Origin of the sequence: Gillisella vitis (genome assembly GCF_001541345.2) — a bacterium.
GTDB lineage: Bacteria > Pseudomonadota > Alphaproteobacteria > Rhizobiales > Rhizobiaceae > Allorhizobium > Allorhizobium vitis.
Genome location: NZ_LMVL02000001.1, coordinates 464,749 through 484,574 on the forward strand (window position 1 = coordinate 464,749; position 19,826 = coordinate 484,574).

The 19,826-nt window shown below is 57.6% G+C and carries 17 protein-coding genes and 3 pseudogenes; 9 read left to right on the top strand and 11 right to left on the bottom strand.

Features of this window, described 5'->3' with window-relative positions:
* Positions 1-26: 26 nt before the first annotated feature.
* From ASB66_RS02005 to ASB66_RS02025, 5 genes and pseudogenes are all read right to left on the bottom strand, one after another.
* A complete protein-coding gene (locus tag ASB66_RS02005; RefSeq protein WP_060717179.1) occupies positions 27-356 on the bottom strand; it encodes an HNH endonuclease in 330 nt (109 codons plus the stop codon).
* A gap of 229 nt (positions 357-585) precedes the next feature.
* Complete coding sequence (locus ASB66_RS02010) at positions 586-1,044, bottom strand: Ros/MucR family transcriptional regulator (protein WP_060717180.1); 459 nt, start codon at positions 1,042-1,044, stop codon at positions 586-588.
* Between the two features lie 153 nt (positions 1,045-1,197).
* Positions 1,198-1,584 (bottom strand): annotated as a pseudogene (locus ASB66_RS02015) (integrase); the annotation flags it as partial.
* Entirely contained in the window at positions 1,581-1,946 is a 366-nt protein-coding gene (locus ASB66_RS02020) for a type II toxin-antitoxin system VapC family toxin (RefSeq protein ID WP_060717182.1), read from the bottom strand. The gene ASB66_RS02020 and the pseudogene ASB66_RS02015, both read right to left, overlap by 4 nt.
* Positions 1,943-2,200, bottom strand: a pseudogene (locus ASB66_RS02025) (type II toxin-antitoxin system VapB family antitoxin). Before ASB66_RS02025 ends, ASB66_RS02020 begins: the two are co-directional and overlap by 4 nt.
* A 181-nt stretch (positions 2,201-2,381) precedes the next feature.
* On the opposite strand from ASB66_RS02025, the pseudogene ASB66_RS02030 reads away from it, so the two are divergent.
* The 3 genes and pseudogenes from ASB66_RS02030 to ASB66_RS02040 all read left to right on the top strand — a co-directional run.
* A pseudogene (locus ASB66_RS02030) lies at positions 2,382-2,840 on the top strand (RHE_PE00001 family protein); the annotation flags it as partial.
* Positions 2,841-3,145: 305 nt separating this feature from the next.
* Positions 3,146-6,163 (top strand): LodA/GoxA family CTQ-dependent oxidase, encoded by a 3,018-nt coding sequence (locus ASB66_RS02035; protein WP_114386191.1) that lies wholly within the window; start codon positions 3,146-3,148, stop codon positions 6,161-6,163.
* Positions 6,147-7,304: an NAD(P)/FAD-dependent oxidoreductase gene (locus tag ASB66_RS02040; RefSeq protein ID WP_158544198.1), complete on the top strand. Its 1,158-nt coding sequence runs from the start codon at positions 6,147-6,149 to the stop codon at positions 7,302-7,304. Before ASB66_RS02035 ends, ASB66_RS02040 begins: the two co-directional genes overlap by 17 nt.
* An 18-nt stretch (positions 7,305-7,322) precedes the next feature.
* Here the strand turns inward: ASB66_RS02040 and mnhG are convergent, their stop codons facing one another.
* From mnhG to ASB66_RS02070, 6 genes are read right to left on the bottom strand one after another with little or no spacing between them, the layout of a single operon-like run.
* Positions 7,323-7,691 carry a monovalent cation/H(+) antiporter subunit G gene (gene mnhG / locus ASB66_RS02045; protein ID WP_081088966.1) on the bottom strand — a complete coding sequence of 123 codons (369 nt, stop codon included), beginning with the start codon at positions 7,689-7,691 and terminating at the stop codon, positions 7,323-7,325.
* Positions 7,688-7,969, bottom strand: coding sequence for a K+/H+ antiporter subunit F (locus ASB66_RS02050; RefSeq protein ID WP_060717187.1), 282 nt, complete (start codon positions 7,967-7,969; stop codon positions 7,688-7,690). Before ASB66_RS02050 ends, mnhG begins: the two co-directional genes overlap by 4 nt.
* Positions 7,966-8,442, bottom strand: a complete 477-nt coding sequence (locus ASB66_RS02055; RefSeq protein WP_060717188.1) for a Na+/H+ antiporter subunit E — start codon at positions 8,440-8,442, stop codon at positions 7,966-7,968. Before ASB66_RS02055 ends, ASB66_RS02050 begins: the two co-directional genes overlap by 4 nt.
* Positions 8,442-10,073 (bottom strand): monovalent cation/H+ antiporter subunit D, encoded by a 1,632-nt coding sequence (locus ASB66_RS02060; protein WP_060717189.1) that lies wholly within the window; start codon positions 10,071-10,073, stop codon positions 8,442-8,444. Before ASB66_RS02060 ends, ASB66_RS02055 begins: the two co-directional genes overlap by 1 nt.
* Positions 10,070-10,405, bottom strand: a complete 336-nt coding sequence (locus ASB66_RS02065) for a Na+/H+ antiporter subunit C (RefSeq protein WP_012653663.1) — start codon at positions 10,403-10,405, stop codon at positions 10,070-10,072. Before ASB66_RS02065 ends, ASB66_RS02060 begins: the two co-directional genes overlap by 4 nt.
* Complete coding sequence (locus tag ASB66_RS02070) at positions 10,405-13,326, bottom strand: monovalent cation/H+ antiporter subunit A (RefSeq protein WP_060717190.1); 2,922 nt, start codon at positions 13,324-13,326, stop codon at positions 10,405-10,407. The genes ASB66_RS02065 and ASB66_RS02070 overlap by 1 nt, the downstream gene beginning before the upstream one ends.
* 126 nt (positions 13,327-13,452) lie before the next feature.
* Between ASB66_RS02070 and ASB66_RS02075 the strand changes: the two genes are divergently transcribed.
* From ASB66_RS02075 to ASB66_RS02100, 6 genes are all read left to right on the top strand, one after another.
* On the top strand, positions 13,453-13,701 hold the full coding sequence (locus tag ASB66_RS02075) for a helix-turn-helix transcriptional regulator (protein ID WP_081088967.1): 249 nt from the start codon (positions 13,453-13,455) through the stop codon (positions 13,699-13,701).
* 217 nt (positions 13,702-13,918) lie between these two features.
* The gene (locus ASB66_RS02080; RefSeq protein WP_060717191.1) at positions 13,919-14,905 is read left to right on the top strand and encodes a BMP family protein; all 987 of its coding nucleotides are present in this window, start codon (positions 13,919-13,921) and stop codon (positions 14,903-14,905) included.
* 7 nt (positions 14,906-14,912) lie between these two features.
* Positions 14,913-16,322, top strand: a complete 1,410-nt coding sequence (locus ASB66_RS02085; protein ID WP_060717192.1) for an amidase — start codon at positions 14,913-14,915, stop codon at positions 16,320-16,322.
* Positions 16,319-17,839 (top strand): ABC transporter ATP-binding protein, encoded by a 1,521-nt coding sequence (locus tag ASB66_RS02090; RefSeq protein ID WP_060717193.1) that lies wholly within the window; start codon positions 16,319-16,321, stop codon positions 17,837-17,839. Before ASB66_RS02085 ends, ASB66_RS02090 begins: the two co-directional genes overlap by 4 nt.
* Positions 17,829-18,878 (top strand): ABC transporter permease, encoded by a 1,050-nt coding sequence (locus ASB66_RS02095; protein ID WP_060717194.1) that lies wholly within the window; start codon positions 17,829-17,831, stop codon positions 18,876-18,878. The genes ASB66_RS02090 and ASB66_RS02095 overlap by 11 nt, the downstream gene beginning before the upstream one ends.
* Positions 18,875-19,819 carry an ABC transporter permease gene (locus ASB66_RS02100; protein ID WP_060717195.1) on the top strand — a complete coding sequence of 315 codons (945 nt, stop codon included), beginning with the start codon at positions 18,875-18,877 and terminating at the stop codon, positions 19,817-19,819. The genes ASB66_RS02095 and ASB66_RS02100 overlap by 4 nt, the downstream gene beginning before the upstream one ends.
* Positions 19,820-19,826 lie beyond the last annotated feature (7 nt).

Genomic DNA, 19,826 nt, shown 5'->3' on the forward strand with positions numbered 1-19,826 from the left:
AACGCGAGCTGTCCCGTCGCAGATTTTCAGCGACGTCGGGTACGTTCCTCTGCCTCGTCCTCGAAGCTCGGTGGCTTGGTTTTCACCCACGCGACGAATTTCTGGATCGCGGGGTCCTCGAGAATAGCGGCGATCGTGGAAAACTTCTTCGCCAGCTGCGCGTCGGTGAAAACCCCGTGGATGTGGCTATGGCATATGCGATGCAGGGGCAACTTGAGCTTGCCGCCTTTGCTCTTGGGAACCAGATGGTGGTCCTCCATTTGGTCGTCCGGTATCACGCGCTCGCACAGCGGACAGATGACCGGCTCCGCTTGCATATCGTCCGAAGCGAAATTGTCTCTGATTTTGCGTGCCATTAGTCTCTCCGTCGGCGGTCGGGCCTCGTCCGTTCGGCTTCGGTAGATCATCCTCTACCTGCTGACAACAAGAGAGGCCGCGGCGAAATCGCACCCGACCTTCCTCATCTTCGTCCATTCGTCAGGTCAGGACGTCCGTGGAGCGGTTGTCCTGACATCGCTCGCACGACAGCGAGTAGCCGCTTCATCTCGAATGCGGGCTACTGCGTGGGAGTACCCCTGAAACTTGTTAGGCCACCTTCCGCCGTCGGTTCTGCCCTAGGCCACTTTCCTTTGCCAAACGCGAACGCGCTTCCGCGTATGCAGGAGCGACCATGGGGTAGTCGCTTGATAGATCCCATTTTTCTCGATACTGGTCAGGGGAAAGCGAATGATGGGTCATCAGATGACGCTTCAAGGACTTGAAGCCATTCCCGCATTCCAGACACGTCATCTGATCTTCCTGGAGAGACTTGCGGACCGAAACAGCCGGCTTCTGCTTCTCGACAATGGCGTCAGCTGCGGCAGGTATCGACGTCGACGTCAATGCTGCGTGGACATCGGCTATCAGCAAACGTAGTTCACTCACGGGGATGACATGGTTGCTGACGTAGGCTGATACGATATCGGACGTCAGTTCAACCAGCAGGCTTTGACTGTGGGTCTTCGGTAATTTGTCCGTGGATATAATCTTCTTCCAATGCCGCATTCAGCGGTCAGGCAAGCCAAAAAGTATTTCTGCTGTTTCCCATATCAATCCCAGGCGGGCAACAGCCTCCCGTATCCCCGGGCTTTGGCCTCTTTGAGGCCGTTGCGAATGTTGGTTTCCACGCAGAACTGAGCCGGTAAGGCAGATAAAGGGATGCGGTCCAGTTGAGCGCAGAAAATTCTGTGCCCGAAGCTTATCCTCGACCTCGATCGGCATGCCATGCTGCGGGTCGCACATACGTTTTTCCCCATCCCAAAGATGATGGGCAACGAACTTCAGCAGAAGCGCTTCCGGCGCAGGCCAGGGCGGGGACGTTCCCATCGCTGCCAACGACCATGCTTCCAGATAGGCCAGATCGGAGGTGAGTGCCCGAAGGGTGTTTTCGCCCATGCCTTGGTTGACCAGATGGCGGAGAGTCTCAACATCTTGATCCGTCAAAAGTTCGGCCAGCTCATTGCGGCGCTCCATTGGCAGGACGGCGGCGATTGTGTTGAGGTGATCGCGGCGATGGATAAGCGCTTTTTTACGTGTCCCTGTCATGCGGATGAAGACGTCGGATGCAGTTTCAGATCCGTTTGCGAAAAATCATGACCCTTGAAAAGTAAGGGGGCGTTAGCAACGATAGACACAGCATAGGAAAAACAATCGCCCATGTTGAGTGATGCGGGATGACGCCCTTTGCCAAATTGATCGAAAGCTTTTTCGGCCACAAAATAATGGCGCTCCCCAAAGGCACCGGCGGTGACATTCGGAAATTTTCGCCCGGCCAGAACGATGCGTGCCTCAAGCAAAATAGGCCAGCTGATCAGAATATCTCCATGTGTGACAAGCGAATGAAACGTTTTGGCCTCAGGTTCATTAAGCGACATGGCAATAATAACCGACGTATCAATGGTGATTATATTGGCAGGCCGTTTTCGTCATAGAGATCATCATGGGCAGAGGTCGTGCCGGGTGGAACTTGACGACGGCCTTCAGCCATCAGCGCCCAAAGTGTATCAGCTGGCGTTTACGCCGCCTTTTCTCGCAACTCCTGCACATAGCGTTCGAGGGTCTGTTCGACGAGGCGGTTGATCGGCTGACCGGTGCCGCGTGCGAGCGCACGCGCCAGATCGCGGGCTTTGCCACTACGGATGGAAAGCTGTGGTTCGGACATGGTGTTCCTTATCAAAAGTTGGGCTAAATACAGCGATTTCCGCAATAGATAGCAACGTTCTGCCCAAAGATGGCTAGTTTCCGATAAGGGATACTTATCGATGGTTAGAGCGCCAACCTGCAATCATACCGTGTCAGGAACCCTAATATTCCGATAGAGTCCGTTTAAGAAATAATTTACCATGATTTCAATGCCTTATGATGTTTCGAAAATCAGTATGACAGCCCTGATGGACTCGGCTTTTCGCGCCGGTATCGCTTTGACGCGTCTCGACGAGCGCATCGCCCGTTCACCAGTTGGCGCGGGTTGGATTGAACGGTCCCAATTCACCGATGCCTGCGCCTCACTGTGGACCGACGGCGAACTGGTTCATCTCGAAGACCTCGTTCTCCACGACGATATCAGGGATATTCGCACACCCACTCATGAGCTGACAATCGCCTGCGACTTGCTGCGCAGCCGCCGGCGCATTGCCACCCATCTTTCCGGCCGGGCATTTTCAACAGAGGGTATCCGAACTTTGTGATAGATGTCGGACAATCTACCAGGCGTCGACTATGCCGCCATCGATGCGCTGCTCGCGCGCTCTGACGCCGCGATCGAACGAGTCAAAAAGCCCGGCTGGGCTCTGGCCGATTCGCTGGTTATCGCTATTGGTTTTTTGAAACACGATCGGTTTTGCGGGATTTGCCACCCTCTTATGGGCAATAGATCGCCTTTGCTTTGATAACCGCTACACGCGCGATATCGTAACTTTCCAAGGGATGAATGGGTTTTAGCGCACTTTATCCGGACCTTTTGCATATTCCGTTTCGCCAGAGACGAAACGCATAGCGTTGTAGAGCGAACTGACGGGTGGGCATTCATATAACGGTATGTAATGATTGTATGTATATTATATACACCATATAGATGTTTTTCATTCGTATTGAGGAGGAAAGCGTCATGGATCACATCAAGGCATCTGCTGAGGGCAATGCGCCAGACATCAACTGCGCCATTGATCCAATTGAATCTTTGAAAACCATGTTTGTTGACATGGTGCAGGCGGGTCGTATCGCCAAGGGGCAATGTCCGGTCATGCGGCCGGTGTTCCTCAAGCCGCATGGTATTGCTTCGGCGCAGTTTCTGATCCGGTCCGATCTGCCCGCGCCCTATCAGGTCGGGATTTTTGCCCATGTCGGCAAATCCTTTGATGCCTGGTTGCGCTTTTCTTCCGATACATTGCCGACACTTGAGGATTTCAAATCCACGCTGGGGATTGGCATCAAGTTGTTCGATGTTCCCGGAAAGAAACTGCTTGGCAATCCGGATTCACCAACCTTCGATTTTATCCTGCAAAATTTCAATGTCTTCTTCGTCGATACGGCTGCGGATATGTGCGCCTTCACCAAGGCTGGTGTGGTTGATGGGGACTATGATCCCTATCTCAATACTCACCCAAAGACGGCTCAACTGCTGGACGCCATGGCCAAGCCCGTGGCCAGCGTGCTGGCAACGCCCTATTGGAGCGGGCTGCCTTTCAGTTTCGGCGAAACCTATGCGAAATATAAACTGGAGCCGACCATCTCTGTTGATCCGCCGACGGATGATCCGACAGACCCTACCTATCTGGCGGCTGATCTCGCCAGTCGCCTGAGCGCGGGCGAAGCACGGTTCCGCTTCATGGTACAGTTGCGCACCGTGCCGGACCGTATGCCGCTGGATGAGGCGACTGTGGAGTGGCCGGAAGATCTCAGCCCGCCAATCCATATTGCCGATCTGGTCATCCCCCAGCAGGATATCAATGCCCGCGGTCAGGCCGACTATGGTGAGAACCTCTCGATGAATATCTGGCGTGTCACGGAGGAACATAGGCCGGTGGGCTCTATTGCCGATGCCCGCCGTGTGGTCTATGCGGCAGCCGCCGAATTGCGTCGTAATGTAAACGGAATCCCGGTTGGCGAGCCGGATGCGCCGCGTCCGCAGTCTGTGCCAGCACCACGCGGCCTCGATAGCACCATCGTGCGCGCCGCAATCCATCCAGCCATCGGCATTGCCCGTATTGGTGATGCCAAAACCGAGTATTTCATCGGTCCCGAAGTCACCGATGCTCCGCCTGAAAATGCACCGCCTCCATCATTTTACCGAGACACGACGGGCGCCATCAAGCGGCAGGCCGCCCGGTTTCGTATCTATGGCTATAATGCGGCTGGCGATGTCGTCAACGAACTGACCAGCGACAATGCCGATATCCATTGGACCGTGCATGTCGCCAATCGTAAAGCGCAATGGTACCAGTTCCAGTACGCTCTGGATATTCCGGAGGCGATTGATGCGCCTGACAATGCCTTTCCGCTGCGCAATCCAGACGTCGTGGATCGCTCGACGCTTGCTATCGATCCCGGCCCTCGCAGCATTTCAGGCCGCGCTGTCTCTGGCCCAGCCTATGCCTTCGACACAGGAACCTTCAAGGCAGCCGCCGCCGAGCCGGTTGTCGTACCGCTGGGTGAACTGCGAACGGATGAAGAAGGGCGGCTGATCTTTCTGGGCGGGCATGGTAAATCGGCTTCGCCAACCAATGCCCCGGTCTATGATCCGGATAACCCGCCAAGCTTTAACAATGCCAATGATTGGTATGACGATACGTCCGACGGCCCTGTGATGGCGCAGGTTTCCATCAATGGTCAATCGATCCCGGTCGAATCGGCCTGGGTGGTGGTCGCGCCGCCGAATTACGCGCCCGATATCATCAGTTGGCGCACGATGTATGATCTGATGTGCGATGTGTCGGTTCAGGCAGGCTGGATGCCGATGCCGAGTGAACCATCCTTCTCGACGGACATCCTGCCGATATTGCAGCGTCTCAGCAATCTGCAATGGGTCAATAAGGGCTTTGCTGCTTATTTCGGCAAAGGCTGCCCATTGGATTTCAATAATCCTGATCTGCTTGCCAAGCTGTCGCAAAAGCCCGCAGGTTTGGCGGAAGGTGATGACCCCTACGGCGAGTTGCGTCGCACGCTTTTCAACGGCTTCCGCCCGTCCGCGCCTATTGTGGCCGAGCCGGTGCAATGGCCGCATGTACAGCCTTGGATCTATGGCGACGCCTTCGGCAGTTTCTCCGAAACTGGCCCCGGTAACATGCTGACCATGACGGGACTGCAAGAAGCCATTCTGCGCAAATGGGTGGAGGGCAGCTTTATCGATGATTGGCCGGAGGCGATAAAGCCGGTCTCGAAGATTGAAGAGGTTCCTCTTCCGGGGCAACCGCATATGCTGGATAAGGCCGCCTTGCATTATTGCCTCTCCGATACATTCCACCCGGGCTGCGAGATGACCTGGCCAATGCGCCACGCCAGCCTATATTCTGCGCCCTTCCGCATTCGTCTGCGTCCAGCCAGTACTCCGGAGCCGGATTATGGAACGACCATGACGCCCATTCTGGTGGAAAAGGTCGGCGGGCCGCTTTACGCCCAGCCGCCGGGCGGCATTACCCGGTGGATGGCAATCCCCTGGCAGGGTGACACGGCCTTCTGCCGCTCGGGCTATGATCCTGAATTTGATCCTTATTTGCCAACGTTCTGGGCGGCGCGCGTACCCAATCAGGTGTTGAGCGAGGAGGATTACAACAAGGTCATCGATGAAACTTTGCCGCGCGCGGAGCGCATTGCGGCCTATAGCCGCCGCGTCAACTGGCTGCGTGCGATCATGAACCACGATACGGCGCAAGTCATGATGGATATGGTCGCTGAATTTGGGCAGCTTGGTATTGTGGAGGCACGGCCGGGCGTAAAGGGTGATCCTGATTTTCCTGAGTATATCTATGTCGAGACATTGGCCGTCAGCAAACTCAAGCATGCCGCCGATCATGCGGTTCGCTTGCTTGCAGAGGCACCGCAGCCGCTGACCAAGCTGGAAAAGGCCGGTTGGGCAAGCCGCGAGCAACTCGAAGCGTTTCGAGCTGTCCGTGTTCAAAAACGTTAAAAGCCAGGCGCTCACAGCCCCGCCGCAGGGCGACGGGGCTGTGTTTAATGTCGTTGTGGCAGGAGCCGGGCCAGCAGGGGCTATTGCCGCCAGTCACCTCGCCCGTGCGGGCCGGTCTGTGGTTATGCTTGATCGGCTTCGTTCCCATGCGCCCCGTCTGGGCGAAACATTGCCGGGGGCTGCGCAAAGGCTTTTGGTTCAGCAGGGGCTTGCCGATCTTGCCGTGCCGGGGCCGCACCATGCACGGGTTGGCGGAGGCCTGACGGTCTGGGGTGATGAGCATGTGGTAGCAAGCGATACTTTGCGTGACCCCTATGGGCCTGGTCTGCGCCTGGATCGTGCCCAGTTCGATGCGGATCTTCGCCATGCCAGCCTTGAAGCCAATGGCCTGTGGTGGGAGGTGAATGTCCGCGACATCAAAAGGCAAGACGGGTTGTGGGTGATCGGGCTGGATGATGGGCGTATCATCCGCGCGCCCTTTATTATCGATGCGACGGGGCGTTCGGCGCGGATTGTCCGCCTGCTTGGTGTTGCACAGCACCGCGGCGCGGCACTGGTCTCGCTGTATCAAATCGCAAAACCCCAAAAAAATGCTGATCTGGAGCGGACGCTGATTGAAGCCACGCCCGATGGCTGGATTTATGCGGGCCGGCTTGCCGATGGTTTTTGGGCCGTTGGCTATCACACGCTGCCACAGGATGCGGTGCAGCTGCGGCGCTTGCCTGATCGCCGTATTGCACTTTTTAACGAAGCGCCCCATCTGGCCTCATGCCTTGGCGCGTTGCAATGGGAGGGGCCGGTCTTTGCCCGTGATGCCCGCAGTCTTGCCGCCATCACCCCATGCGGTGAAGGTTGGTATGCTGTCGGGGATGCGGCATTGGCCTTTGATCCGATTGCAGGTCAAGGTCTGTTCAATGCCCTTCGCACTGGCATGGCGGCAGCCGAGGGCATTCTTGCTGCTCCAGCGTCTGGCTTGTCAGCTTACGCGCAGGAGCTGGCGCGTGTTCGCGCAATCTATAGCACGCGGCGGCAAAGCCTCTATTGCTCCGAAAGCCGTTGGCTGGAAAATGATTTCTGGAAAATGCAGCAAGATCAGGTGGCTGTACCCGGTGATGTTGGTCGTCAACACGTCGCCACATGAGGGCCGGTCAGCGGGGTCTCACTCCGCTTGAGACTTTGCAATCTGTTTGGGCGGCACATTTCCATTCCTCTCGACCCGGTCCCGGTGAAGCGCCGCGCGGGCCAGCATCATCAGCGTCACTGGTGTTGTAACCGTGACGAGAATGCCGATCAGAATTTCATGGATCGCCAGGCGTGACGATGCAATGGAAAAAAAGATCATCGATCCAAGCATGATCCCGCCAACGCCCCAGCTGGTTCCAAGCGTTGGCGCGTGGATGCGTTCATAAAATGTTGGCAGGCGCAGGAATCCGATCGCGCCAATCAGCGCCAGCGTTGCGCCGACCAGCAGGAAAAAAGCAACGCATATGGCGGCCCAGACCGGAATGTCTGTTGCGGAATAGATCATTCGATCACCTCCCCACGCATCAGAAATTTACCCAGGGCAACGGAGGCGACAAATCCCAACATGCCGATCACCAGGGCGGCTTCAAAATAAATCTCCCTGCCCGTGCCAACACCGAAGGTCACCAGCAGCAGCATGGCATTGATGTAGAACGTATCAAGACCGATGATCCGGTCCTGGGCGCGGGGTCCGATAAACATCCGCACCGAAACGATGGCCATGGAGGCCACGAGCATCAATTGGGCGAGCGAGACGGCGCTGAAGAGAATAATTGCACTCATGCGAATATCTCCAATAGCAGTTTTTCGTAGCGGTTCTTGATCATGTCCCGCCAGACGGATTCGTCTTTGATATCAAGCACATGCAGAAGCACGGAATTGTCGTTGGAATCATATTCAAGCCAGGCCGAACCCGGCGTGCTTGTCAGGATCACCGCCAGCACGGCTAGTGCGAACTGGCTTCTGATTTCCAGTTGAATAATGACAAATCCCGGATCATGCTGCCGCGATCCGCTCCTGATGATGATGGCGGCCACGGCAATGTTCGACCTGGCGATATCGTAGAGCACGACGAGAAACAGCTTGGGGAGAAGATACCACTTTCTCAGGCGCGGCTTTTCAGGACGCAGCGACGCCATGGCCCAACCCGCGAAGACGGCGACGAATATGCCCAAGATCAGATGGCCGAGGGTGAAGCCATTGAGCAGCAGCCACATGATGACCAGTGACAGGGTCAGAACCGGATAGGGCAACATTAGTCGCTCTCCTTTCCAGTGCTGGAAAGGCTTTTAAAGCCAGGAATTTGCGTCGCATTGCGGACCGCGTCGATGTAATTTGCCGGCTTGCTCAAGGCGCGGATCGTCGTGTCCATATAGTGCATCGCTGGCCCGGCCTGGATGGTCAGAGCGAGCGTGAGCGCCAGTAGAAACATCACGGGAACGATTTCGATGACAAGGACACGCGGAACGGTGCCTTCGATCGAGCTCCAGAATGTGCGGATGCCAGCGCGGGTCATGGAAATCAGCGCGGCGATACCCGACAGGATGACCAGCACGATCAGCGCCCAGATCGCTATGGTGGGCGGCGAACCGATGGCACCGGTGCCCATCATCGCCGACAGCATCGCAAATTTGGCGATGAAGCCGGACAGTGGCGGCAGGCCGGAGAGCAGTATTCCGCAGGCAGCAAAACAAATGCCAAGGATCGCCATGGTGCCGGGCATCGTGACGCCCTCTTCTTCATAGGGCGTCTGCTCATCCGCATCGCCATAGGCATCCATCGTCACGGCAAGGACATTGGCGCCGGCATCCTGTCCCCGTTCGACAAGCTCGATCAGCATAAAGAATGCGCTGATGGTCAGTGTCGAACTGACAAGATAAAGGAGAGCTCCTGAGGATATGGCTCCATCATTGATACCGACAACCATCAACAAGGTGCCCGAAGACACCAGAACCGAATACCCGGCCAGCCGCCCGAGGACTTGGGAGGCGAGGACACCAATCGTCCCGAAAATAAGGGTCGCCATGCCGCCATAGAGCAGCACGCCCGCGCCGAAGCCCGCCGATGGGCCTTCCCCGAACAACAGCATGGTCAGCCGCAGGATGACATAGATTCCGAGCTTGCTCATGATGGCGAAAATGCCGGCCACAGGAGCCGCTGCCGCACTATAGGCGGTTGGTAGCCAGAAGCAGAGCGGCCACATGCCTGCCTTGATGAGGAAGACCACACCCAATATGCCAGCGCCTGCCTCCATCAACATGCGACGGTCCGGTTCCATTTCCGGGATGCGGGCCGCGAGATCGGCCATGTTGAGGGTGCCAGCCGTGCCGTAAATCAGGCTGACGCCAATCAGAAACATCAGTGCGGCGACCAGGTTGACGGCAATGTAGTGCAGCCCCGCCTTGACCCGAAGCGGTCCAGACCCATGCAGCAGGAGACCATAGGACGCGGCCAGCATCACCTCGAAAAACACGAAGAGATTGAAGAGGTCACCCGTCAGGAAAGCTCCGTTGACGCCCATCAGCAGCAATTGGAACATGCTGTGAAAATGGGCGCCGACCGTATGCCAGCGGGCAAAGGAAAACACCAGGGCCGGAATGGCGAGCAATGCCGTCAGCAGCAGCATCAGGGCCGATAAACCATCCAGCACCAGCACGATGCCAAACGGCGCTGCCCAGTTGCCGACCAGATAGACGCCCTCGAAGCTGTTCGGCCCGCTCTCGATACGAAACAGAATAATGGCGATGACTGTCAGCATGACCGCGGAGACAAGGCTGATCATCGCCTTGGTCATCCTTCGGCGCTCATCAACGAGCAGCAGCACCGCACTGGCAACCAATGGCACCAGCACAGGCGCAATGATCAGATGGTGGGCCCAACCATTCATTTCGGTTCGTTCCTCCCATCGACATGGTCGCTTCCGGTCAGACCGCGCGAGGCCAGCAGCACCACGAGAAATAGGGCGGTCGTTGCAAAGCCGATGACGATTGCCGTTAGAACGAGCGCTTGCGGCACCGGGTCCGCGAGATGGCCAGCCCCGTCATCGCCAAGAATGGGTGGTACATTGGCCTTAACGCCGCCGACACCGAAGATGAACAGGTTCACGGCATAGGACAGCAGCGAAAGCCCGACGATCACCTGATAGGTTCGAGGACGCAGGATGAGCCAGACGCCGCAGCCGGTCATGACGCCGATGGCGATCGATAGAACAAGCTCCATCACCCTTCCTCCGATTTCGAGGCGTCGATCATCCGCAGGCGATTGATACGCAAGGACTGATGCGCGAGAGCGACGAGAATAAGAACCGTGGAGCCGACCACCAGGGCAAACACGCCGAGATCAAACAGCAGCGCCGTTGCCGCCGGGATCTTTCCGATCAACGGCAGGTCGATATAGCGGGAATGCGAGGTGAGGAACGGATATCCCAGCAACCAGGCACCGATGCCGGTGGCAACAGCGGTCAGCAGGCCTGCACCCATCCAGCGCAGCGGCAGGATGCGGATACGATCTTCCGCCCAGCGGGTGCCACCCGCCAGATATTGCAGCAGAAACGCAATCGACAGCGTCAACCCGGCAGAAAAACCACCGCCCGGCAGGTCATGTCCACGCATGAACAGGTAGACCGATAACGTAACGATGACCGGAAACAGCCATTGCATGATGACCGAGGGGATCAGAAGATAGTCGCGTACCGTATCGCCCGCCGACCGTTCCGGCCGCTCCTCGTCGAAGCGGTTTTGCGCCTGCTGCTGTTCCGGCATGCCCATGCTGTCTTCCGCCGGGCGGAAGCGGCGCAAAAGCCCGTAGACTGTCAGTGCGACAACCCCGAGAACGGCAATCTCGCCCATGGTATCGAAACCACGGAAATCCACCAGTATGACATTGACCACATTGCGGCCACCGCCCTGCGAATAGGCATTTTCCAGGAAATAGCTGGCAATGGCATCGGGAACCGGCATGGTCATCACCGCATAGGCGGTGAACGACATGGCGACACCACAGAGAACCGCGAGGGCGAAATCCCGAAACCGGCGAAACCGCGCCCTCAAGGTCATGATTTCCCCAAGTGCTTCTGACCGCTTGGGGAGCCAGCGTAGGCCGAGAAGGATGAGAACCGTGGTGACGATTTCGACCAGCAATTGGGTGATGGCGAGATCGGGGGCCGAAAGCCAGACGAAGGTGAGGCAGACGATAAGACCGACGCCACCGAGCATCACCAATGATGCGAGACGATGATATTTGGCCAGATAGGCGGTGCCGAGGGCCAGGCAGATGCCGATGGCCCAAAGGGCGGCAAACACCGGATCGGCACCGGAATAGACAAGCGGGCGAACCTCGAAGCCTCTCATATAAAGAGGCAGCATTCCCGCCGCGAAACCCACTGTCACCAGCCAGCGGAGTTGCGGCTGTAGCTTGCGGGTGCCGAGACGCCGCTCGGCGATGCGCGCCCAGTGCCATGACACTTCAACGATAACGCGCTCGAAAATGCGCTGGCCCTTGAGTTTGTGAAAAAACGGCGGCCCATCGTGGCACCGGGCGAGATAGTCCTTCAACAGGAAATAGATCAGTCCGCCGCCGACAAGGGCGATCATGCTCATCACCAATGGCAGATTGACGCCATGCCAGATTGCCAGGCTGTATTCCGGCGTATCGGCTCTGAGAACACTGACGACGGCGACGTGAAGAAAGGGACCAATCGAAATTGCCGGAATAATGCCGACGATCAGGCAGACCAGCACAAGAAACTCGACGGGAAACCGCATCCAGCGCGGCGGCTCATGCGGACGGGCAACCGGAAGATCCTGAGGCGGCGGGCCAAAGAACACGGTATGGATGAACCGCAGGGAATAGGCGACGCTGAAGGCACTGGCAAGCGTGGCGACATAGGGCAGGATGGTATCCAGGATCGAATCCGCATGGGTTTCGACCGCCTCAGCGAAGAACATTTCCTTGGACAGAAAGCCGTTGAGAAGCGGAACACCAGCCATGGCCGCACTGGCGACGATGGCAAGCGTTGCGGTGAACGGCATGAAACGGAACAGGCCGCTCAGCCGTCGCATGTCACGGGTTCCGGTCTCGTGATCGATGATCCCTGCTGCCATGAACAGCGAAGCCTTGAAAGTCGCATGGTTCAGCATGTGGAAAATCGCCGCCACCGTTGCCAGTGGACTTCCAAGGCTGAGCAATGTGGTGATCAGGCCAAGATGGCTGATGGTCGAATAGGCCAGCAGCCCTTTGAGATCCTGCTGGAACATCGCAAAATAGGCGCCGAGCAATAAGGTCGTGATCCCAGCCGCTCCGACGATCCAGAACCATTCATTGGTGCCGGACAAGACGGGCCAGAACCGCACCAGTAGAAACACCCCGGCTTTGACCATGGTCGCCGAATGCAGAAAGGCCGAAACCGGGGTTGGAGCGGCCATGGCGTTCGGAAGCCAGAAATGGAACGGAAACTGGGCGCTTTTCGTCAGTGCGCCAAGCAATATGAACACCAGGGCGGGGACATAAAGGGAGTGCTCACGAATGACATTGCCGGAATCGAGAATGGTATCGAGGTCATAGCTGCCGACGATATTGCCGAGCAGAATAAGGCCGATCAACAGGCAGAAACCGCCGATCCCGGTAATGGTCAGCGCCATTCGCGCACCGTCGCGCGCATTGGGGTTGTTGTGCCAGTAGCTGATCAGCAGGAATGAAAAAATGCTTGTCAGTTCCCAGAAGACCGACAGCAGGATGACATTGCCCGAGAGCACGATGCCAAGCATCGCACCCATGAAGGCCAGCAGGAAGGAGAAGAACCGGGGAACCGGATCCTCTTCCGACATATAATAGCGGGCATACAGCACGACGAGAAAGCCGATGGCTGCGATCAGCATGGTGAAGATCCATGCCAGGCCATCCATCCTCAGGGTAAAATCCAGACCAAGCTGCGGCAGCCATGGCATGTTGAACTTTACAACGCCACCATCGGCGACCGCTGGATAGAGGCTTGCCGCTAGCGCCAGCGATATGAGCATGACGAGAGCCGCTGAGCCTGCCGGCAGGCGGCGAGATGGCGTATTCAGCAAAAATACAGATAAGAGACTTCCGACGAAAGGCAGAAGCAGGAGAACAACGAGCAGAGACGGTCCAGCTGTTATCCCAATGCTGTGTTCCTTTTTGATTCGAGCCCGGTTTGCCTATGCCGCACAACGGATTGGCATCTAGCGACCCGCGCTTTATTGCGCTATATGATGGATATCAATCAATATGGGTGATACTTGGCGATGGGTCAAGGAAATGAGTCCAAGTTTTTAACACCAGCGCTGTGTCGCGCGGCACGCGGCCTTCTGGATTGGACGCAACAGGACCTTGCCGAGCGCGCGGGGGTCTCGCGCAGCACCATTAAAGATTACGAAAACTGTCGTCACGATCTCCATCGTGCCACCGCGGCCCAGTTGAGCCTTGCATTGGAAGGGGGAGGCGTCGTCTTCATTCACCTTGATGATGGCAGAGTTGGGCTATGCTCCAAATGATAATGACATTGATGCGGACAGAAGGCTTTCTTCCCGGCGGAATTTAGAATTATTGCCCAAGTTTCTGGCTGATCTTCGTGGTCCCGTCGTCTTGCGCGGTATATCTGTCCGGTTGCAGAACTGCGAATCTGCTTATTTTATAATCGCTCAACGTGCTTGACACATTTTTAGGCCGCCCTTAACAATTTCTACCAAATGGTAAAAAAAGGGGTTCAGAATGGGTAAGCAGTTTTTGATGTCGCGTCGGTCCGTACTGGCGTCGGGCATGGCTTTGGGTGTCAGCGCTTTTGCGCCATCCTTGCGTGCGGCAGCACCGATCAAGGTGGCGGGCATTCATGGCTCGCCCGTGGAAAATGCCTGGAACTCGGTGCTGCACAAGGCATTGCAGGATGCGGCCAAGGAAGGCGTGATTGAATACGTGTTTTCCGAGGGCGTGTCCGGCACGGATTATCCGCGTGCGATGCGGGAATATGCCGAGCAGAATGCCAAATTGATCATTGGTGAAACCTTCCCCGTGGAAAAGCAGGCACGCGAAGTTGCCGCCGATTATCCGAAGACGGCCTTTGTCATGGGCTCCAGCGGCAAGCTGTCCGGCGATAATTTTGGTGTTTTCGGCACCTGGAATTTCGATGGTGCCTATCTGGCGGGCATGCTGGCTGGCAAGATGACCAAATCCAACATCGTTGGCTCTGTCGGTGCCATGCCAATCCCGGAAGTCAACATGCTGATCAATGCATTTGGCGCAGGCGTGAAGGCCGTCAATCCCAATGCCAAACATCTTGTGACCTTCATCGGCACATTCTTTGACCCGCCAAAAGCGCGTGAAGCAGGCCTTGCCCAGATTGATGCCGGTGCTGACATCCTGTTTGGCGAACGCATTGGCACGGCAGATGCCGCCAAGGAACGCGGCATCAAATCCGTTGGCTCCTTGATTGATTACACCCCCCGTTATCCCAACACGGTGTTTGCCAACGCGCTGTGGAACTTCCGCCCGATCCTCAATGCGGCTCTGGCCGATGTTGCAGCAGGCAAACCAACCGGGCGCGATTACACCGCCTATGGCCTGATGAAGGAAGGCGGCAGCGACATTGTTTTCGTCAAGGGTGTAGCGCCCGCTGATGCCGAAGCGGCCATGGAAGCCAAGCGCGCCGAGATCAAGGCCGGAACGTTTGAAGTGCCAAAGATCATGACCGAACCAAAGTAAGCCAACCATGCAAGCTGATGCTACTGCTCTGGCCCAAGCGATCGCACACGGTCGCTTGTCTGCCACCGAGGCAATGCAGACCTCAATCTCTGCTGCTGAAACTCTCAACGATCTGGGTGCCATTGCCTATATCGATGCGGAAAAGGGCCTTGAAGCGGCGAGGGCAATCGATGCCCTGCCGCTGGACGCCACGCCGCGCTCTGCCATGGCCTTTGCGGGTGTACCAACGCTTGCCAAGGATTTGGGCGGTCCGTTTGCGGGCTTTCCCGTGGTGGCGGGATCAAGGCTCATGGCGCGCCGTGGCGGGCTGGTTGATTCCGATCTGGCGGTGCGTTTTCGAGCTGAAGGTTTTTGCGTTTTCGGCCTGACCACCAGCCCGGAATTTGGCCTTTCTCTGGCCAGCGAGCCGCAGATTGGTCCCATCTGCCGTAATCCGCTGGATAGTGCCCGCACGGCTGGCGGATCGTCCGGTGGAGCTGCGGCCGCCGTTGCGGCTGGCATTGTGGCCATTGCCCATGCTACCGATGCGGGCGGCTCCATCCGCGTGCCCGCCGCCTGCTGCGGCCTTGTTGGCCTTAAACCCAGCCGAGGTGCCATGCCCTCTGGCCCCAGCTTTGGCAATCATTTGGGCGGCATTGCCAGCGAGTTGGTCATTTCCCGATCTGTGCGCGACACGGCAACCAGCTTTTCTGTGCTCAGTGGCAATGTGAAAGGTCCATTCCCGCCATTTTCACCCACACCGCCAAAGGCTGGCCGCTTGCGCATCGGCATTCTCACCGACACGGGCGATCAATATGCCACCGACAGTGAGCGCTTGGTGGCCATTGATGAGGCAGGGCGGGCATTGGAAGCCGACGGTCACCAGCTCGTGCCTATTGCCTTTTCACAAATCGCCCAGCCAGCAGCGGCAAGCAACGATGCCTTTGTCAATATCGTCTGCGCCAATCTTGCCGAGACGTTTTCGAAATTCAATCTTGATGCATCCAAGACGGAAACACTGACACAGGCGACGATTGAGCGCGGACTGGCATTGCCCGCCGCCCATCTCTGGCGCAGCCTTAACGCGATGGTGCTTGTCAGCCGCGATCTCTGGCGGCTGTTCGATGATGTCGATTGTCTGTTGTGCCCGATGCTGTCATCGGCACCCTTGCCGATTGGCTCTTTCCCCAGCGATCATCGTGATACCGATCTGCATTTCGACCGCATGGCGCGCTTTGCGCCGCTCGCAGCCCTTGCCAATGCGTCAGGCTGCCCGGCCATCACCCTGCCATATGGTAGCGATGCTTCCGGCTTGCCACTTCCGGTGCAAATGCTGGCTCCTATGGGCAGTGAGCCGCTGCTTTTACAATTGGCGGCCCGCCTTGAGAAGGACCAGCGGTTCCAGCAGAGGTTCCCCATTGCTGGATTGACGCAATGACCGTGCCCGTGCTCGACATTATCGGTGTCAGCAAACGGTTTGGCAGCAATCGGGCCAATGACGACATTTCGCTATCGCTGGCAAAGGGCGAAATTCTGGCACTGCTCGGCGAAAACGGTGCCGGAAAAACCACCCTGATGAGCATCCTTTTTGGCCATTATGTGCCAGATTCCGGCAAGGTTCTGGTTGAGGGCAAGGAATTGCCACCCGGCAAGCCACGCGCCGCCATTCGGGCAGGCATTGGCATGGTGCATCAGCATTTTTCACTGGCACCAAACCTGACCGTTCTGGAAAACGTCACAACGGGCAGTGAGAGCCTGTGGTCCCTGCGGTCGCGGCGTGCGCAGGCGCGGGAAAAGCTCATGGCCATTTCCAGCCGATTCGGCCTGAAAGTCGATCCCGATGCCCGTCTTGGCGATTTATCGGTCGGAGAGCAGCAGCGCGTCGAAATCCTCAAGGCGCTCTACAATGATGCCCGCATTCTGGTGCTGGATGAACCGACCGCTGTTCTGACCCAAGTTGAAGCGGAAACGCTGTTTGCCACCTTGAAAGATATGGCGGCACAGGGCCTGTCGCTGATCTTCATTTCCCACAAGCTCGATGAGGTCATGTCTGCCGCCGACCGTATCGTGGTGTTGCGGGGTGGACGGCGGGTGGCGGAGCGCAAGGCAGCGGAGACCAGCAAGGCAGAGCTTGCCGAACTGATGGTGGGGCGCACAGTGACTCGACCTGTACGTGACGCCTCCAAACCCGGTGACATTGTTCTGGAAGCAGCACATATCACTGTGCGCAAAGACGGGGTCGATGTGCTGAAGGCAATCGATTTCCGGCTGCGGGCTGGCGAGGTTCTTGGCATCATTGGTGTTTCCGGCAATGGTCAGGGCGTTTTGGCGCAAGTGCTTTCCGGCACCATGCCGCATACGGCTGGCGACCTTATGGTGTTCGGCACGCCCGTAGATAGTCTGTCTGTAGCGGATGCCGTGACGGCTGGCATCGGCCGCATCCCCGAAGACCGCAATAAGGAAGGCGTGATCGGTGAGATGGCGATCTGGGAAAATGCCATCCTTGAGCGGCTCCCGGCCTTTTCACGGCACGGCCTAGTCAACCGCAAGGCAGGCATGGAATTTGCCCGCACTATCATCGAACAATTCGATGTGCGCGGCGGCACGCCCGCAAGCCGCATCCGGCTGCTGTCAGGCGGCAATATGCAAAAACTCATTCTGGGCAGAAACCTTATCAATCGCCCCCGTATTCTTCTGGCCGCCCAGCCCGCACGGGGTCTGGACGAAGGAGCCGTGGCGGCGGTACACGAGCGCATTCTTGAAGCGCGCAGAGCTGGCACCGCCGTGCTGCTGATTTCCGAGGATCTGGACGAAGTGATGGCGCTTGCCGACCGCATTCAAGCTATTGTCGGGGGCAGGCTATCGCCGCCGATCAACGCGGAGGACGCCAATGCCCGCAAACTCGGCCTAATGATGGCAGGCGAATGGCAGGCGGAGGTGTCCCATGCGGTTTGAGCGACGCGAACATCGCCCTCTTGTACTGGTTATTGCCACGCCGATCATGGCCATTGTCGCCGCGCTGGCGATCTCAGGCATTCTCATTGCCATAGCCGGTGCGCCGGTTTTGGAAGCCTATTGGCGGATTCTCACCGGTGCTTTCGGCTCGCGGCTTTCGACCACGGAGACTCTCACCCGCGCGACGCCCCTGATGCTGACAGGTCTTTCTGCGGCAGTGGCGTTTCGGGCGCGGCTTTGGAACATTGGGGCTGAGGGCCAGCTTTATCTCGGTGCCATCACCGTTGCGGCAGCAAGTTCGCACCTTTTGGGTGATTTTCCCCCAGCCATCCAGATTCCCGCCCTGCTGATCCTCGGCGCTCTTGCGGGCATGGTTTTGCTGCTCGTGCCGCTTTGGCTGCGCCTGCGCTTTTCCGTGGACGAAGTGGTGACAACGCTGTTGCTGAATTTCGTTGCCGTGCTGTTTGTCTCAATGCTGATCGATACCGTGTTGAAAGATCCGATGGCTTTCGGTTGGCCGCAATCGCAATCAGTGGCCGATGCTGCCATGCTGCCAAAGCTGTTGTCACGCTCACGCCTGCATTTGGGCCTGGTTATCGCCGTGGTGCTGGCGCTCGTGCTGCATTTTGTTCAACAACGCACAGTATTTGGCATTCGCTCAAGAGCGGCGGGCCTTAACCCGGCAGGGGCAGTGTTTGCGGGCGTGCCGCTTGGCCGCACGCTGGTCACAGTTGCTTGCATTTCCGGCGGTCTTGCGGGGCTTGCAGGGGCTGTGGAAGTCATGGGCGTCAAGGGCTATGTGACAACGGATCTCTCTCCCGGCTATGGCTATTCCGGGATTGTGGTGGCCATGCTGGCCAATCTCAACCCGCTGGGCGTTGTGTTGGCGGCGCTGTTTACAGCCACCATGTTCGTGGGTGCCGACGGCATGAGCCGCGCCATGGGCATTCCCAGCTACATTGCCGATGTAACGGTGGCGCTCTCCCTACTGACCATGCTGATCGCGCTGTTTTTCACCCAATACAGGATTGTCCGATGAGCGCCATGATGGACATCATCGTCTCTACAGGCCTCTGGGCCGCAGTCCTCAGGATTGCCACGCCTCTGATTTTCGGCACGCTGGGCGCTTTATTATGCGAACGGGCAGGGGTGCTTAATCTCGGCATCGAAGGCATCATGACCTTTGGCGCGATGATTGGCTGGTTATCGGTCTATCACGGAGCTGATCTATGGACCGGCTTGCTGATTGCCGCACTGGCGGGCGGTGTTTTCGGCGCGTTGCATGCGCTTTTGACGGTCACGCTCGGGCTATCCCAGCATGTCTGCGGCCTCGGGATCACGCTGTTTGCGTCCAGCTTCAGTTATTACACCTTCCGTTTGGCGGTTCCAGTCGCGGGAACTCCGCCAACCATTGTTCCGTTCAAGCCAATTGCCATTCCGGGTCTCAGCGATCTGCCCTTTGTCGGACCTGCCTTTTTCGTACAGACACCGCCAACCTATCTCGCCATTCTGCTGGCTGTCATTTCGGCCTATGTCATCTTTCGCACACCACTGGGCCTTGCCATCCGTATGACGGGCGAAAACCCCCATGCGGCGGAAGCGCAAGGGATTAACCCAATGGTGGTGCGCTATGGTGCCGTGATTGCTGGCTCGGCCCTGATGGGCATGGCCGGGGCCTTCCTGACGCTGTCGGCCTTCAACAGCTTTTTCCCCACCATGGTGCAGGGTCGCGGCTGGATCTGCATTGCACTCGTGGTATTTTCCTCATGGCGACCGGGCCGGGCGCTGCTGGGTGCATTGCTTTTTGCATTTTTCGATGGCTTTCAACTGCGCCTGCAAACGGCGCTGGGTGGTGCAGTGCCCTACCAACTGTTTCTGATGACCCCTTACATCCTGTCCATCGCCGCCCTTGCGGTGATGGCGCGCCGCGCCCGCGTGCCGCAGGCGTTGATGCAACCCTATCGGCGCGGCGAGCGCTGAACCAAGG

What these genes read in the sequence shown, in the direction of transcription:
- ASB66_RS02055 (WP_060717188.1), bottom strand. Translation starts at nt 8,442, where the DNA reads ATGTTGCCCTATCCGGTTCTGACCCTGTCACTGGTCATCATGTGGCTG.
- ASB66_RS02010 (WP_060717180.1), bottom strand. Translation starts at nt 1,044, where the DNA reads ATGCGGCATTGGAAGAAGATTATATCCACGGACAAATTACCGAAGACC.
- ASB66_RS02085 (WP_060717192.1), top strand. Translation starts at nt 14,913, where the DNA reads ATGCAAGCTGATGCTACTGCTCTGGCCCAAGCGATCGCACACGGTCGC.
- ASB66_RS02100 (WP_060717195.1), top strand. Translation starts at nt 18,875, where the DNA reads ATGAGCGCCATGATGGACATCATCGTCTCTACAGGCCTCTGGGCCGCA.
- ASB66_RS02005 (WP_060717179.1), bottom strand. Translation starts at nt 356, where the DNA reads ATGGCACGCAAAATCAGAGACAATTTCGCTTCGGACGATATGCAAGCG.
- ASB66_RS02035 (WP_114386191.1), top strand. Translation starts at nt 3,146, where the DNA reads ATGGATCACATCAAGGCATCTGCTGAGGGCAATGCGCCAGACATCAAC.
- ASB66_RS02075 (WP_081088967.1), top strand. Translation starts at nt 13,453, where the DNA reads ATGGGTCAAGGAAATGAGTCCAAGTTTTTAACACCAGCGCTGTGTCGC.
- ASB66_RS02080 (WP_060717191.1), top strand. Translation starts at nt 13,919, where the DNA reads ATGGGTAAGCAGTTTTTGATGTCGCGTCGGTCCGTACTGGCGTCGGGC.
- ASB66_RS02060 (WP_060717189.1), bottom strand. Translation starts at nt 10,073, where the DNA reads ATGAATGGTTGGGCCCACCATCTGATCATTGCGCCTGTGCTGGTGCCA.
- ASB66_RS02095 (WP_060717194.1), top strand. Translation starts at nt 17,829, where the DNA reads ATGCGGTTTGAGCGACGCGAACATCGCCCTCTTGTACTGGTTATTGCC.
- mnhG (WP_081088966.1), bottom strand. Translation starts at nt 7,691, where the DNA reads ATGATCTATTCCGCAACAGACATTCCGGTCTGGGCCGCCATATGCGTT.
- ASB66_RS02065 (WP_012653663.1), bottom strand. Translation starts at nt 10,405, where the DNA reads ATGGAGCTTGTTCTATCGATCGCCATCGGCGTCATGACCGGCTGCGGC.
- ASB66_RS02050 (WP_060717187.1), bottom strand. Translation starts at nt 7,969, where the DNA reads ATGAGTGCAATTATTCTCTTCAGCGCCGTCTCGCTCGCCCAATTGATG.
- ASB66_RS02090 (WP_060717193.1), top strand. Translation starts at nt 16,319, where the DNA reads ATGACCGTGCCCGTGCTCGACATTATCGGTGTCAGCAAACGGTTTGGC.